We start from the raw sequence: 12,221 nt of genomic DNA, 5'->3' as shown, positions 1-12,221 counted from the left end.
GGCAACTCGTGGACGACCCGTGACGGCCGGCGTGTCAGACGTCGGCGGTCTCGGCGTGCTTGCCGGATGGCTGTTCGGGCACGGTGACCAGCGGATAGACACCGTCGGCGTCGTGGACCTCGGTGCCGACCACGGGCGGATTGAACACGCACAGCATGCGCATCTGCGTCTCCGCGGTGACGGTGTGCCGCTCGTGACCGTTGAGCAGATACATCGTGCCCGGCGCCAGGGGGTAGGTCTGGCCGGTCTCCCGGTCGAGCAGGGTGCCGGTGCCCTCGACGAGCCACACGGCCTCGATGTGGTTGGCGTAGTGGAACTCGTTGACACTGCCGGCGTTGATGGTGGTCTCGTGAAACGAGAACCCGACCCGGTCGCCGCCGAGCACGATGCGCTTGGACACCCAATTGCCCTTGGGGTCGGCGACGTCTCGGTCGGTTCCGGTGATCTCGTCTGTGGTGCGGACGATCATGCGAGCACCTCCTCGGTGGCATCGGCGAGGATTCCCAACCCGTGGTCGAGATCCTCGGTGGAAATAGTCAGCGGCGGAAGGAGTTTGACGACCTCGTCGGACGGGCCCGAGGTCTCGGCGAGCAGACCGGCGCCGAAGGCGGCGGCGCACACCTTGCCGGCGTCGGCGGGCTCGGCGAACACCAGGCCGCGCGCCATGCCGCGGCCACGGGTCGACACACCCTCGTGACGGGCGGCCAGCGTGGAGAGGACCTCGTTGATCTGTCGGCCCTTCATGTGGACGTCACGGGAGAGCGAATCGTCGGACCAGTAGTGCTCGATGGCCCTGGCCGCGGTGACGAACGCGGGATTGTTGCCGCGGAAGGTGCCGTTGTGCTCGCCCGGCGACCACACGTCGAGGTCGCGGCGGATGAGCACGAGTGCCAGCGGCAACCCGTATCCACTGATCGACTTGGACAGCGTGACGATGTCGGGCTTGATCCCGGCCTCCTCGAAGGAAAAGAACTCACCGGTGCGGCCGCAACCCATCTGCACGTCGTCGACGATCAGCAGGATGTCGCGTCGCCGGCAGAGCTCGGAGAGCGCACGCAACCATTCCGCACGCGCAACGTTGACACCGCCCTCACCCTGCACGGTCTCGACGATGACCGCCGCGGGCAGGTTGAGTCCGCTGCCGGAGTCGTCGAGCACGCGCTCGAACCAGCTGAAGTCCTCGACGGCCCCGCCGAGGTAGTTGTCGAACGGCATCGGGGTCGCGTGCACGAGCGGGATTCCCGCGCCGGCGCGCTTCATCGAGTTGCCGGTCACCGACAGCGAGCCGAGGGTCATACCGTGGAAGGCGTTGGTGAAACTCACGATCGATTCACGGCCGGTGACCTTGCGGGCCAGCTTCAGTGCCGACTCGACGGCGTTGGTGCCGGTCGGTCCGGGGAACTGGATCTTGTAGTCCAGATCACGCGGCGCGAGGATCTTGGAGGTGAACTCCTCGATCAGCCGACCCTTGGCCACGGTGGCCATGTCGAGGCCGTGGGTGATGCCGTCGGACTCGATGTACTCGAGCAACGCGGACTTGAGGACCGGATTGTTGTGGCCGTAGTTGAGCGCACCGGCCCCGGCGAAGAAGTCCAGGTAGCGATCACCGCTGGTGTCGGTCAGCCACGATCCGCGGGCCTGACCGAACACCGTCGGCCAGCTACGGCAGTAACTGCGGACCTCGGATTCGTGTTGGGTGAAGACCGAGTCGTCGATGGAGGTCTTCTTGTCGGTGGGTTGGTCATTCATGGTTATTCCTCCAATGTGGGAAATCTGTGGGGCCGCCGATCCGTCGACGCGCCGATCCGTCGACGTGCCGGTGCCGCGGGAGCGCACCACGGTGCGGCGAGTGAAGCGCTGTTGCACGCGACCGTCGCTGTGCAACAGCGATTCTCGGAGACGGGTGAGCGACAAGTGTTGAGCGGCCGCATTCTTGACCGTGTGCGGGGTCGGATCAGAATCCGCTCGGGAGCTGACTCCCGTTGCCCGGCCTCAGGGTTCGGGTACCTCGGGTTCGAGCAGGTAGAGATCCTCGGGCTCGTGTGCGTCCGGGAAGTCGCCGGCGGCGAACAGGTCGCGCCGGGCGAACCGGAGTCCGCGAGCGGCCGCCACGGACGCGAACAATCGTTGCGAGGCAACGTTGTCGGGGCTGATGGTGGTGTGCATGGCCACCACCCCGCGGCGCGCGGCACGATCGAAGAGCCGGTGCAGCATCGTTGCTGCGATCCCGTTGCCGCGATAGGCGTCGTCGACCGCGACCTGCCAGACCATGAGGGTCGACGGGTCGGAGGGACGCCGATATCCGGTGACGAATCCTGCAGTGCGGCCGTCGACCTCGGCGACGATGGACGTCTCGGCGAAGTCTCGGCACCACAGCACGTAGGCGTAGCTGGAATTCACGTCGAGCACCTGGGAGTCCTTGGCAATCTCCCAGAGTCGGGTACCGTCGGCCACCGAGGGAACTCGGTAGTCGAGAGTGAGAAGGGGTGATGGGGCCGTTCTTGTGTGGGACGGGCTCATAACGCATTCGACGTTAACAACGTGTGTCGACGAATTCACCTGCCTGCGTAAATCGGTGGGGAAATGTCCCCTCAATGCCCAGTTCATCCGGTGTATGTGATGCGGGACACAAAAGCTTGCGACGACTCGCTGCGGGTGGGCGAAATGTCCGGCAGCCACGCGGCGGTGACGCCCCGCCGGCGCCGCCCGTCAAGGGTCGCCGCCCACCCGAATCGGCAATGGGAGAATGGTCCGGTGACCCGGATCATCGCCGGCCGCCACGGCGGACGCCCACTGAAGGTTCCCGACGCCGGGACCCGGCCCACCTCCGATCGGGTGCGTGAGGCGGTGTTCAACATTCTCGACGCCCGGATCGATCTGGAGGGCGCCGCGATCCTCGACCTCTATGCCGGGTCCGGTGCGCTGGGCCTCGAAGCACTCTCCCGTGGTGCGTCCTCGGCCGTGTTCGTCGACAACCGTCGTCGCGCCACCGCTGTCGTCACCGCCAATCTGGGGGCGCTCGGCGTCGCCGAGGTGGGTCGGGTGATCACCGCACCGGTGTCGGCGTTCCTGGCCGCCGGTGCCCCGGCCTGCGTGGATGTCGTGCACCACGAGGATGTGACGGGCGGCTTCGATGTGATCTTCTCCGACCCGCCCTATGCGCTCACCGACGACGAGGTGCACGGCGACCTGACGGCGCTCGGATCGGGTGGTTGGCTCGCCGACGGCGGCCTGCTGGTGCTCGAGCGCGGCCGACGGGCCACGACACACTGGCCGGCCGGCTGGGAGATCGTCACCGACAAGTCCTACGGCGACACCACGGTGCAGGTCGCGCGAGTCACCGGCGGGGCGGGCGGGTAGGTTCTGCAGAGTATGACCAGCGCGGTGATCCCCGGCTCCTTCGATCCCTTCACGCGTGGGCACCGCTACGTCGTCGAGCGGGCGGCCGCGTGTTTCGACGAACTGGTGGTCACCGTGGTCGTCAATCCCAACAAGCGCGGACTGTTCTCGGTCCCGGAGCGACTCGAACTCATCCGGGAGGACTGCGCCGATCTGCCCAACGTGCGGGTGGATCAGTGGACCGGCCTGCTCGTCGACTATCTCCGAGAGAACGCGATCCACTCCATCGTCAAGGGCCTGCGCTCGTCGGTGGACTTCGACTACGAGCTTCCGATGGCGCAGATGAATCGTGAGCTGGCCGACGTCGAAACCGTCTTCCTGCTGACCGATCCCCGCTACGCACACGTCTCGAGTTCACTGGTGAAAGAAGTCGCCAAGCTCGGCGGCGACGTCACACCCTTTCTCTCCCCGCACATCCACCGACGCCTCGAGGCGATCCTGGCCGGTGAACGCAGCATCTGACAACCGCGGCGTCCGAGGAATGGTGGTGCCCGACCCGACGCCACGAGACTTTCACTCCTCGGCGAATGTAAATGCTGACCGCGGCGGCGCGCGGCAGTAGCGTGAGCACGACGGTCATGAGTGTCAACGTCAAGCCCTGGCTGGTTGACCGGCAACCCTCGCATCGCGGTGGGGTGCCCCAGGTGACGACCGGATCGGGTGTATCCCGATAAGCGTGATGGACACGGCCACAACGACTTCGTGAGAAGTCGTCGTGCCGTCGTGGTCGTCGGTTGCCGCGGGATGCGCCCCGGGGTGGCGGCGGGCACGCATCTCCTCGCGTGTGTTCCCGTTCCCGTGTGAAGGAGAGTGCCGCCATGTCCGCCCCATCGCCGTCCACGAGTGCCGGTCCTCTCCCGGCGCCGTCGGGGGACCCGCGGTCGTCGTCGGGGACGTCCACGCCGCCGACCGCCGAACGCGTTGCGCCCCTGCGTCATCCCGGCCGGTGGATTCTCGCCGCGATCGTGCTCGTCGTCGGCGCGCAGCTGGTCCACGGCCTGGCCACCAATGCATTCTTCCAATGGGATCGATTCGGGTACTGGTTCTTTCGCCCCGTCGTTCTCGAAGGTCTCGGGGTCACACTGGAGGTCGCGGCGTACAGTGCGGTGCTCGCTCTGGCCGTGGGTATCGTCCTGGCGCTGATGCGGCTGTCGAACAATCCCGTGCTCGCGGCGGTCAGTTGGGGATACGTGTGGTTCTTTCGATCGATCCCGCTGATCGTCCTGCTTCTCATCCTGTTCAACTTCGGGGCGCTCTACCAGAGTCTGAGTATCGGTATTCCATTCGGGCCGGGACTGTTTCATTTCTCCGAGGCAGATCTGGCGACTCCGTTCCTGATCGCCGTCATCGGTATCACCATCCACGAGGCGGCGTTCGCCGCCGAGATCGTGCGCGGCGGCATCCTGTCGGTCGATGCAGGTCAACACGAAGCCGCTGCCGCACTGGGCATTCCACGGCGATACCACTTTCTGCGCATCACGTTGCCGCAGGCATTGCGCTCCATCGTGCCGTCGTATGTGAATCTGCTGATCGGACTGATCAAGTCGACGTCGCTGGTCTACTACGTGTCGCTACTCGATCTGTTCGGCGTGGTCTCGACCCAGTCGAGCACCTACTCCGGTGACATCATCCCGCTGCTGATGGTGGCGACGGTCTGGTATGTGATCCTCACCAGCGCCGTCTCGATCGTCCAGTTCTACGTCGAGCGCTACTTCGCGCGAGGGGCGGTCCGCACCCTGCCCCCGACGCCGATACAGCGATTGCGGTTCGCTGTTGCCGGCGCTCGACGGAGCATCGCCCTGCGTCCCTGGGAGCGTGCCGCATGACGCGCGCCGCCATCACCCCGGACACGACGTCGGCCGGTGTCGAGGTGCAAATCGTGGGCGCCCACCGCTTCTACGCCGACCACCACGTCCTCAAGGACATCGACCTCACGATCCGCCCGGGAGAGGTGACGGTCATCCTCGGACCATCGGGCTCGGGCAAGTCGACCCTGCTCCGTGCCGTGAACCATCTCGAACGGCTCGACGCAGGCCACGTCAGCGTCGGCGGCGAACTGATCGGCGTCCGCCGTACCGGCGGCCGGCTCCGGGAATTGCCCGAACGCGAGATCCTGCGACAGCGACGCCGCATCGGCTACGTCTTCCAGTCGTTCAACCTGTTCTCCAACCTGACCGCAGGCCAGAACGTCGCGGCACCACTGGTCTCGACCGGCCGGATCAGCCGCGGCGACGCCGAGAGCGCTGCCCGCGCACTCCTTGCGCGCGTGGGACTCTCGGACAAGTACGACGCATATCCGCGCCAGCTCTCCGGTGGTCAGCAACAGCGGGTCGCCATCGCCCGGGCACTGGCCGTCGAGCCCGGGGTGCTGCTCTTCGACGAGCCGACCTCGGCCCTCGATCCCGAGCTCGTGGGCGACGTCCTCGCGGTGATCCGTGATCTCGCCGCCACCGGCACGACCTTGATCGTCGTGACCCATGAGATCGGCTTCGCCCGCGAGGTCGCCGACACCATCGTCTTCCTCGACGACGGGCGCATCGTCGAGCAGGGCACCCCGGAGCAGGTCCTCGACCACCCGACTCACCAGCGCACCAAGGACTTCCTGCTCCGAGTGCTCTGACCGCCACACACCGATCGCCACACACCGATCGCCACCACCGTCGGCGACCCCTCCGGGGCACGTCGTCATCCTCCCTGCCGTCACACCCCAGAAACGGAGCAACTCCATGTCACCAACGCGTTTCACCGATCGCGTCACCGCTCGAACGCGCGCTCGTCGACGTGCCGCGACACGGCTCGGTGCCGTCACCGTGGCACTCGGCCTCGTCGGCGGTCTGCTTACCGCGTGCTCGGGCGGTTCCACCGATGCCGCCGAACCATCCGGAAAGCCGGGCGACGTCGTCATCGGGGCAGTGTCCAACGGCGCCGCCAACCAAATCGATCTGACTGTGCCGCAGGTCGATTCGATTCGCAACGCGCTGCCTGCGGCGGTGCGTGACTCCGGGGAGCTGTCGATCGGGATCGGGGCACTGCCCTCGGGATACCCGCCCTTGGCGTACATCGGCTCCGATCAGCACACGCTGACCGGCGCCGAACCCGACCTCGGGCGCCTCGTCGCGGCCGTCTTCGGACTCAAGCCGGTGATCACCAACGCCACGTGGGAGAACCTCTTCGTCGGAATCGACAGCGGGCGAACGGATGTCGGATTCTCCAACATCACCGTGACCGAAGAGCGCAAGGAGAAATACGACTTCGCGACCTACCGGAAGGACGAGATCGCCTTCGAGGTGCTCAAGGCGAGCTCCTGGAACTTCGACGGCAACTACGAGAACCTTGCGGGCAAGAAGGTCGCCGTCGGGTCGGGCACCAACCAGGAACGCCTACTGCTCGAATGGCGCGACAAGCTCGCCGCCGAGGGCAAGACCCTCGACGTCGTCTATTTCCCCGACGCCAACTCGATCAACCTGGCCCTCGCCTCGGGCAAGATCGACGCCTACCTCGCACCCAATCCGAGCATCTCGTATCACGTCCGTCAGACCGCGGGCACCCCCAAGGCCACCCGTGTCGCCGGCACATTCTCCGGGGCCGGGTCGACGCTGCAGGGATTGATCGCGGCAACGACGAAGAAGGGTGACGGACTCGTCGCGCCGCTCGCCGACGCGATCAACCACCTGATCACCACGGGTGTGTACGCGAAGTGGCTGGCGGCGTGGAACCTCTCCGCCGAGGCCGTGCCCACGTCACAGGTCAATCCGCCCGGGCTGCCGCGCAATGACAGCTGACGTGGGCGGGATGGAGACGGGCGGGATGGAGCGGGCCGGAACCGGGAAGGGCGCGATGGGCACGGAGGTGTGCCGATGGGACATCATCGAGTCATGAGTGAGTGCACGGCAGATGCTTCGCCGATGGCCCGATCGGGCGCGGACGTCCTCGACGACGCGGTCCGATCGTCGCTGACCGGTCACCATCGGCATCTTGCGCAACGGCGCGGACGGGTGCTGCGCTATCGACGCGACGTCTCGGTGTTCGCGGCGTTCCCTGCCGATCCCGACCCCACGGATTGGGCGGACGCCGCAGAACTCTTCGGTCCCGGTGGCACACTGCCGATCTCGGGATCGATGCCGACGCCGCCGCCCGGGTGGACGACGACGATGGCATTGCCCGGCGTGCAGATGATCGCCCGCGCCGTCCGCCCCGGGCCGGATCCGGAAGCGGTGATCCTCACCGACGACGACGTACCCGAGATGCTCGACCTCGTCGCCCGGACCCGTCCCGGGCCGTTCCTGGCGCGGACCATCGAGATGGGCACCTATCTCGGTCTCAAGCAGGGCGGCGCCTTGATCGCGATGGCAGGGGAGCGACTGCATCCCGCCGGCGCCACCGAGATCAGCGCCGTGTGCACCGATCCGGCACATCGGGGTCGGGGGCTGGCGTCGCGTCTGGTTCTCGCTGTCGCCGACGGGATCGTCGGGCGCGGTGAGATCCCGTTCCTGCACACCGCCGCCGAGAACGTCACGGCGATCCGCCTCTATGAATCACTGGGCTTCGAACTACGCAAGGATCTCGTCTTCGGATCGTTCCGGGTGCCCGACTGATCGTTCGGGCCTCGTCGGCGCACCATGCGACACGCCGATCACTGCTACCTCCGGAGTCACACACATCCCATTCGGCACAATAGTCACAGACGTTTCACCAGATGACCATTGGCGTGAGCCGGATTGGGGTGGCTGTGTACCGGGTATTTGAAGCGCTCGACGAACTCGTCGCGATCGTCGAGGAAGCGCGGAGTGTCCCCATGACCGCCGGATGTGTGGTCCCTCGGGGAGATGTGCTCGAACTGCTCGACGACATCAAGGACTCGATCCCGGGCGAGCTCGACGACGCCCAGGACGTCCTCGACAGCCGTGACTCGATGCTCGAGGATGCGCGTTCGCACGCCGACACCGTGATCGGCAACGCCGACTCCGAGTCCGAGGCGGTCCTCGCCCACGCCCGTGCCGAGGCCGACCGCATCCTCGCCGATGCCAAGTCGCAGGCCGATCGCATGGTCGACGAGGCGAGCAACCACGGTAAGTCCCTCGTCGAGGATGCGACCGAAGAAGCTCGACGACTCTCGTCCAGTGCGGCCCGCGAATTCGAGGCCGTCACCGGGCGGGCACGCGCCGAGGCGCAGCGCACCATCGACGCCGCGAACAACACCTACGACAAGTCGGTCGCCGACGGCATCGCCGAACAACAGCGTCTGGTGTCCGAGGCCGAGGTCGTCGCCGCAGCGAAGTCCGAGGCCGAGCGCATCATCGACGCCGCGCATGCCGAGGCCGACCGGCTGCGTGGGGACTGCGACGTCTACGTCGACGAGAAGCTGGCGCAGTTCGAGGAGACCCTCACCAACACCCTGCGGTCGGTGAACCGCGGGCGCCATCAGCTGCGTACCGGAGCGGGCATGCACGACTACGTCGAATATCCCCGCAGCGTCGATCACGATCAGGCACGCGGACGGGCCCGGTCCGAGGCTGCCGACGACGTCTCGCCGCTCGCGGTCTGAGTCCATCGACCGGGTGCCGACACGGGCCGGGCGAGCTCATTCGAGGATTCGCTGACCCGGGCGTATGGTGCATCTGTGGCCGAAAACGCAGTGACCCCAGGTGTGAGCACGGGTGAGGCATCCGCGCGCGCCCGTGATCCCTTCGTGCTCGACATCCGCTCTCTGGGACGACGTCCGGGGACGATGACCGAGGTACACCGGACCGCCGTGACACCCGAGCGGCTCGGACTGGAGATGATCGGTATCCCGGCCGCGTCCGAGGTCGATCTCGACCTGCGGCTCGAGTCGGTGAGCGAGGGAGTTCTCGTCAGCGGCACGGTGTGTGGTGAAACCGAGGGCCAGTGTTCGAGGTGTCTCGAGCCCGTCGACGGAACCGTCACCGTCTTCCTGACCGAGCTCTTCGCCTACCCGGACAGCGAGACCGAGCAGACGACCGACGCCGACGAGATCCACCGCATCGACGACGACCGGATCGACCTCGAGCAGTCGATCATCGATGCGGTCGCGCTCGAACTGCCGATGTCGCCGTTGTGCACCGAGGACTGTGAGGGTCTGTGCACCGTGTGCGGTGTGCGCATGGCCACCGCCGAACCCGGCCACGGACACGAGATCATCGACCCGCGCTGGGCCTCACTCGCCCAGAAGTTCGCCGATGTCGATGAGGAGTCGTCCGGCACCGATCCCGAACAGTCCCGGGGTCCGCAGTGAGCGAAGGCAGACGCCGGGGAAAACAACCCGCGTCGTGCGCTCCGTTGCTGTCCGCGCTCGGCGCCGACATCTCCGAGGAACTGCTGACCCTGGCCCTGACACACCGCTCCTATGCCTATGAACACGGCGGGCTGCCGACCAACGAGCGCCTGGAATTCCTGGGCGACTCGGTGCTGGGCGTGGTCATCACCGAACGGCTGTATCTGCGTTTCCCGGACCGGCCCGAGGGTGAACTGGCCAAGATCCGGGCAAGCGTGGTGAACATGCATGCGCTCGCCGGTGTGGCCCGCGGCCTCTCCGGCGACGGTCTCGGCGCCTACCTCTACCTCGGCCGAGGTGAGGAACTCACCGGCGGTCGCGACAAGGACTCCATCCTCGCCGACGGTCTCGAATCATTGTTCGGTGCGGTCTATCTCGAACACGGCCTCGAGGTCTCGCAGCGCGTCATCGGCGACCTCTTCGACGAGATCATCGATCGTGCAGGCGATCTCGGCGCCGGTCTGGACTGGAAGACCTCGCTTCAGGAGCTCACCGCCGAGCACGGTTTCGGCCCCCCGCAGTATCAGGTCTCCTCGACCGGCCCGGACCACAACAAGGAATTCACCGCGGTCGCCGTGGTGGCCGGCGAGAGCGTCGGAGAAGGTGTCGGTCGGACCAAGAAGGAAGCCGAGCAAAAGGCGGCGGCGCTGGCCTGGCAGACCCTGACCGACCGCGCCGGGGCGTCGTGACCACACCGCGCCGGGGTGTCGATGCCTGAACTGCCCGAGGTCGAGACCGTACGTCTGGGTCTGGCCGACCATGTTGTCGGGCAACGGATCACCGCGGTCGAGGTTCTCCATCCCCGAGCGGTGCGCCGCCATGCGGGCGAATCCGCCGATCTCGCGTCGCGGCTCGCGGGAAAGACCGTCACCGCTGCGCGCCGTCGTGGCAAATACCTCTGGCTCGACGTCGCCGACCACACCGACGACGCCGCGCTGGTCGTCCACCTCGGGATGAGCGGCCAGATGCTCATCGCACGGGCGGGCGCACCCGATCACACCCACCTGCGTATCCGCACACACCTCGCCGACGGCAACGAGCTGCGCTTCGTCGATCAGCGCACGTTCGGCGGCTGGCACGTCGACGAGCATGTACCCGACCCGTTCATGCCCGAGAATGCATCTGCTGCAACGGATTCGGATGACGGAGTGTTACCCCGCGTGCCCGCGTCGATCGCACACATCGCGCCCGACCCCTTCGACCCGGGCTTCGACACCTCGGCCGTCGTCGCGAGGATCCGTGCGCGACACACCGAGATCAAACGAGCACTGCTCGATCAGACGATCATCTCCGGGGTCGGCAACATCTACGCCGATGAGGCCCTGTGGCTCGCCCGGCTACACGGCACCAGGGTCACCGACACATTGTCGCCCAAGAAGATTCGCGAGCTGATCGATGCGGCCACCGACGTCATGGCGCAAGCACTGAAGGTCGGCGGCACCTCCTTCGATGCGCTCTACGTCAACGTCAACGGACAGTCCGGCTACTTCGAGCGTTCGCTCAACGCCTATGGTCGCGAGGGCCAGCCGTGCCGGCGGTGCGGACGGATCATGCGTCGTGAGCACTTCATGAACCGCAGTTCGTTCTCATGTCCGCAGTGTCAGCGCCGACCACGGATGTGACGCGCGCCGCCGGTTGCCGGCGTCGCGGAAGCATCCGCCCGCCCGCGACGTTGGGTGCCACGAGGATCATGGACGAAGGAGCGAAGTCAGGATGACCGTCGAGAATCACGCCGAGCAGCAGGGCGCGGCCGACAAGGGCGACGCGGCCGCCGCGCCGCATCAGCACACCGAGCTGTGGGTGGAGCGCACCGGAACGCGTCGCTACACCGGTCGCTCGTCGCGAGGAGCCGAGGTACTCGTCGGTTCCGACGACGTCGAGGGCGTCTTCACCCCCGGTGAGCTGCTGAAAATCGCATTGGCCGCGTGCACCGGCATGTCCTCGGACCGGCCGCTGTCGCGACGGCTCGGCGACGACTACGACGCGACGATCCGGGTCAGCGGCACCGCCGACCGGGACAACGAGGTGTACCCGCGCCTCGACGAGGTACTCGAAGTGGACCTGTCCGAACTCGATCCGGAGGCCGCGCAACGCCTACTCGTCGTGGTCGAGCGCGCGATCGACGCGGTGTGCACCGTCGGACGCACCATCAAGGCCGGGGCCGAGGTCGGCCTGCGCATCGACACCGAGTGAGGCTGGACGACACGCCATGACCGACGACGCCGACAGCACCGACCGCACGGACGGCCATGATGCGGTCCGGCTGACCGCCTACGTCCACGGACACGTGCAGGGAGTCGGGTTCCGCTGGTGGACACGTTCCCGCGCACTGGAACTCGGCCTCGTCGGATACGCCGCCAACCAACCCGACGGTCGGGTGCGCGTCGTGGCCCAGGGACCGGACGAGGCGGTGCGCGCACTCGTCGCGCTCCTGCGTTCCGACGCGACGCCGGGGCGCGTGGATCTCGTCGTCGACTCCTACGACGCCCCGCGCGCCGGTGTGACCGGATTCGTCGAGAAGTAGGCCCGG

Annotated in this window: 15 protein-coding genes and 1 riboswitch; of the genes, 12 read left to right on the top strand and 3 right to left on the bottom strand. The window is 66.9% G+C overall.

The genetic code is table 11. The annotated features are described in order from the left end of the window. Positions 1-34 precede the first annotated feature (34 nt). The 3 genes from QNM97_RS13265 to ectA all read right to left on the bottom strand — a co-directional run bounded on the left by QNM97_RS13265 (position 35) and on the right by ectA (position 2,520). The gene (locus tag QNM97_RS13265; protein WP_208790868.1) at positions 35-469 is read right to left on the bottom strand and encodes an ectoine synthase; all 435 of its coding nucleotides are present in this window, start codon (positions 467-469) and stop codon (positions 35-37) included. Continuing rightward, positions 466-1,749, bottom strand: a complete 1,284-nt coding sequence (ectB, locus tag QNM97_RS13260) for a diaminobutyrate--2-oxoglutarate transaminase (RefSeq protein ID WP_283818941.1) — start codon at positions 1,747-1,749, stop codon at positions 466-468. The genes QNM97_RS13265 and ectB overlap by 4 nt, the downstream gene beginning before the upstream one ends. A gap of 243 nt (positions 1,750-1,992) precedes the next feature. Beyond that, a complete protein-coding gene (ectA, locus tag QNM97_RS13255) occupies positions 1,993-2,520 on the bottom strand; it encodes a diaminobutyrate acetyltransferase (protein ID WP_283818940.1) in 528 nt (175 codons plus the stop codon). Between the two features lie 234 nt (positions 2,521-2,754). On the opposite strand from ectA, the gene rsmD reads away from it, so the two are divergent. The 12 genes from rsmD (at position 2,755) to QNM97_RS13195 (ending at position 12,215) form a co-directional block, all read left to right on the top strand. Next, a complete protein-coding gene (gene rsmD / locus QNM97_RS13250; RefSeq protein ID WP_283818939.1) occupies positions 2,755-3,360 on the top strand; it encodes a 16S rRNA (guanine(966)-N(2))-methyltransferase RsmD in 606 nt (201 codons plus the stop codon). 12 nt (positions 3,361-3,372) lie between these two features. After that, on the top strand, positions 3,373-3,861 hold the full coding sequence (gene coaD, locus QNM97_RS13245) for a pantetheine-phosphate adenylyltransferase (protein ID WP_208790871.1): 489 nt from the start codon (positions 3,373-3,375) through the stop codon (positions 3,859-3,861). Positions 3,862-3,973: 112 nt separating this feature from the next. Beyond that, a riboswitch (SAM riboswitch) is annotated at positions 3,974-4,082 on the top strand. Between the two features lie 135 nt (positions 4,083-4,217). Beyond that, entirely contained in the window at positions 4,218-5,225 is a 1,008-nt protein-coding gene (locus QNM97_RS13240; protein ID WP_283818938.1) for an amino acid ABC transporter permease, read from the top strand. Beyond that, positions 5,222-6,019 (top strand): amino acid ABC transporter ATP-binding protein, encoded by a 798-nt coding sequence (locus QNM97_RS13235; protein WP_283818937.1) that lies wholly within the window; start codon positions 5,222-5,224, stop codon positions 6,017-6,019. Before QNM97_RS13240 ends, QNM97_RS13235 begins: the two co-directional genes overlap by 4 nt. 106 nt (positions 6,020-6,125) lie before the next feature. After that, positions 6,126-7,181, top strand: coding sequence for an ABC transporter substrate-binding protein (locus QNM97_RS13230; RefSeq protein WP_283818936.1), 1,056 nt, complete (start codon positions 6,126-6,128; stop codon positions 7,179-7,181). Between the two features lie 93 nt (positions 7,182-7,274). Further along, a complete protein-coding gene (locus tag QNM97_RS13225; RefSeq protein WP_283818935.1) occupies positions 7,275-7,994 on the top strand; it encodes a GNAT family N-acetyltransferase in 720 nt (239 codons plus the stop codon). Positions 7,995-8,128: 134 nt separating this feature from the next. Then, positions 8,129-8,944 carry a DivIVA domain-containing protein gene (locus QNM97_RS13220; RefSeq protein ID WP_208796114.1) on the top strand — a complete coding sequence of 272 codons (816 nt, stop codon included), beginning with the start codon at positions 8,129-8,131 and terminating at the stop codon, positions 8,942-8,944. A 75-nt stretch (positions 8,945-9,019) separates the two neighbouring features. Continuing rightward, positions 9,020-9,652, top strand: coding sequence for a YceD family protein (locus QNM97_RS13215; protein ID WP_208790876.1), 633 nt, complete (start codon positions 9,020-9,022; stop codon positions 9,650-9,652). After that, on the top strand, positions 9,649-10,380 hold the full coding sequence (gene rnc, locus QNM97_RS13210; protein ID WP_283818934.1) for a ribonuclease III: 732 nt from the start codon (positions 9,649-9,651) through the stop codon (positions 10,378-10,380). Before QNM97_RS13215 ends, rnc begins: the two co-directional genes overlap by 4 nt. Before the next feature lie 21 nt (positions 10,381-10,401). Next, positions 10,402-11,313, top strand: coding sequence for a bifunctional DNA-formamidopyrimidine glycosylase/DNA-(apurinic or apyrimidinic site) lyase (gene mutM / locus QNM97_RS13205; RefSeq protein WP_283818933.1), 912 nt, complete (start codon positions 10,402-10,404; stop codon positions 11,311-11,313). A gap of 91 nt (positions 11,314-11,404) precedes the next feature. Beyond that, positions 11,405-11,884 (top strand): OsmC family protein, encoded by a 480-nt coding sequence (locus QNM97_RS13200; RefSeq protein WP_244331953.1) that lies wholly within the window; start codon positions 11,405-11,407, stop codon positions 11,882-11,884. 16 nt (positions 11,885-11,900) lie between these two features. Continuing rightward, a complete protein-coding gene (locus QNM97_RS13195) occupies positions 11,901-12,215 on the top strand; it encodes an acylphosphatase (protein ID WP_283818932.1) in 315 nt (104 codons plus the stop codon). Positions 12,216-12,221 lie beyond the last annotated feature (6 nt).

Origin of the sequence: Gordonia sp. L191 (assembly GCF_030077625.1) — a bacterium.
Lineage (GTDB): Bacteria > Actinomycetota > Actinomycetes > Mycobacteriales > Mycobacteriaceae > Gordonia > Gordonia polyisoprenivorans_A.
Note: the sequence above shows the minus strand (reverse complement) of the source record. Positions and strands in the feature narration are given on the sequence as shown.

Bases quoted from the DNA above. Each gene is read 5' to 3' on its own strand.
- ectA (WP_283818940.1), bottom strand. From the start codon at position 2,520: ATGAGCCCGTCCCACACAAGAACGGCCCCATCACCCCTTCTCACTCTC.
- QNM97_RS13225 (WP_283818935.1), top strand. From the start codon at position 7,275: ATGAGTGAGTGCACGGCAGATGCTTCGCCGATGGCCCGATCGGGCGCG.
- ectB (WP_283818941.1), bottom strand. From the start codon at position 1,749: ATGAATGACCAACCCACCGACAAGAAGACCTCCATCGACGACTCGGTC.
- QNM97_RS13200 (WP_244331953.1), top strand. From the start codon at position 11,405: ATGACCGTCGAGAATCACGCCGAGCAGCAGGGCGCGGCCGACAAGGGC.
- QNM97_RS13230 (WP_283818936.1), top strand. From the start codon at position 6,126: ATGTCACCAACGCGTTTCACCGATCGCGTCACCGCTCGAACGCGCGCT.
- coaD (WP_208790871.1), top strand. From the start codon at position 3,373: ATGACCAGCGCGGTGATCCCCGGCTCCTTCGATCCCTTCACGCGTGGG.
- QNM97_RS13195 (WP_283818932.1), top strand. From the start codon at position 11,901: ATGACCGACGACGCCGACAGCACCGACCGCACGGACGGCCATGATGCG.
- QNM97_RS13240 (WP_283818938.1), top strand. From the start codon at position 4,218: ATGTCCGCCCCATCGCCGTCCACGAGTGCCGGTCCTCTCCCGGCGCCG.
- QNM97_RS13265 (WP_208790868.1), bottom strand. From the start codon at position 469: ATGATCGTCCGCACCACAGACGAGATCACCGGAACCGACCGAGACGTC.
- mutM (WP_283818933.1), top strand. From the start codon at position 10,402: ATGCCTGAACTGCCCGAGGTCGAGACCGTACGTCTGGGTCTGGCCGAC.
- QNM97_RS13235 (WP_283818937.1), top strand. From the start codon at position 5,222: ATGACGCGCGCCGCCATCACCCCGGACACGACGTCGGCCGGTGTCGAG.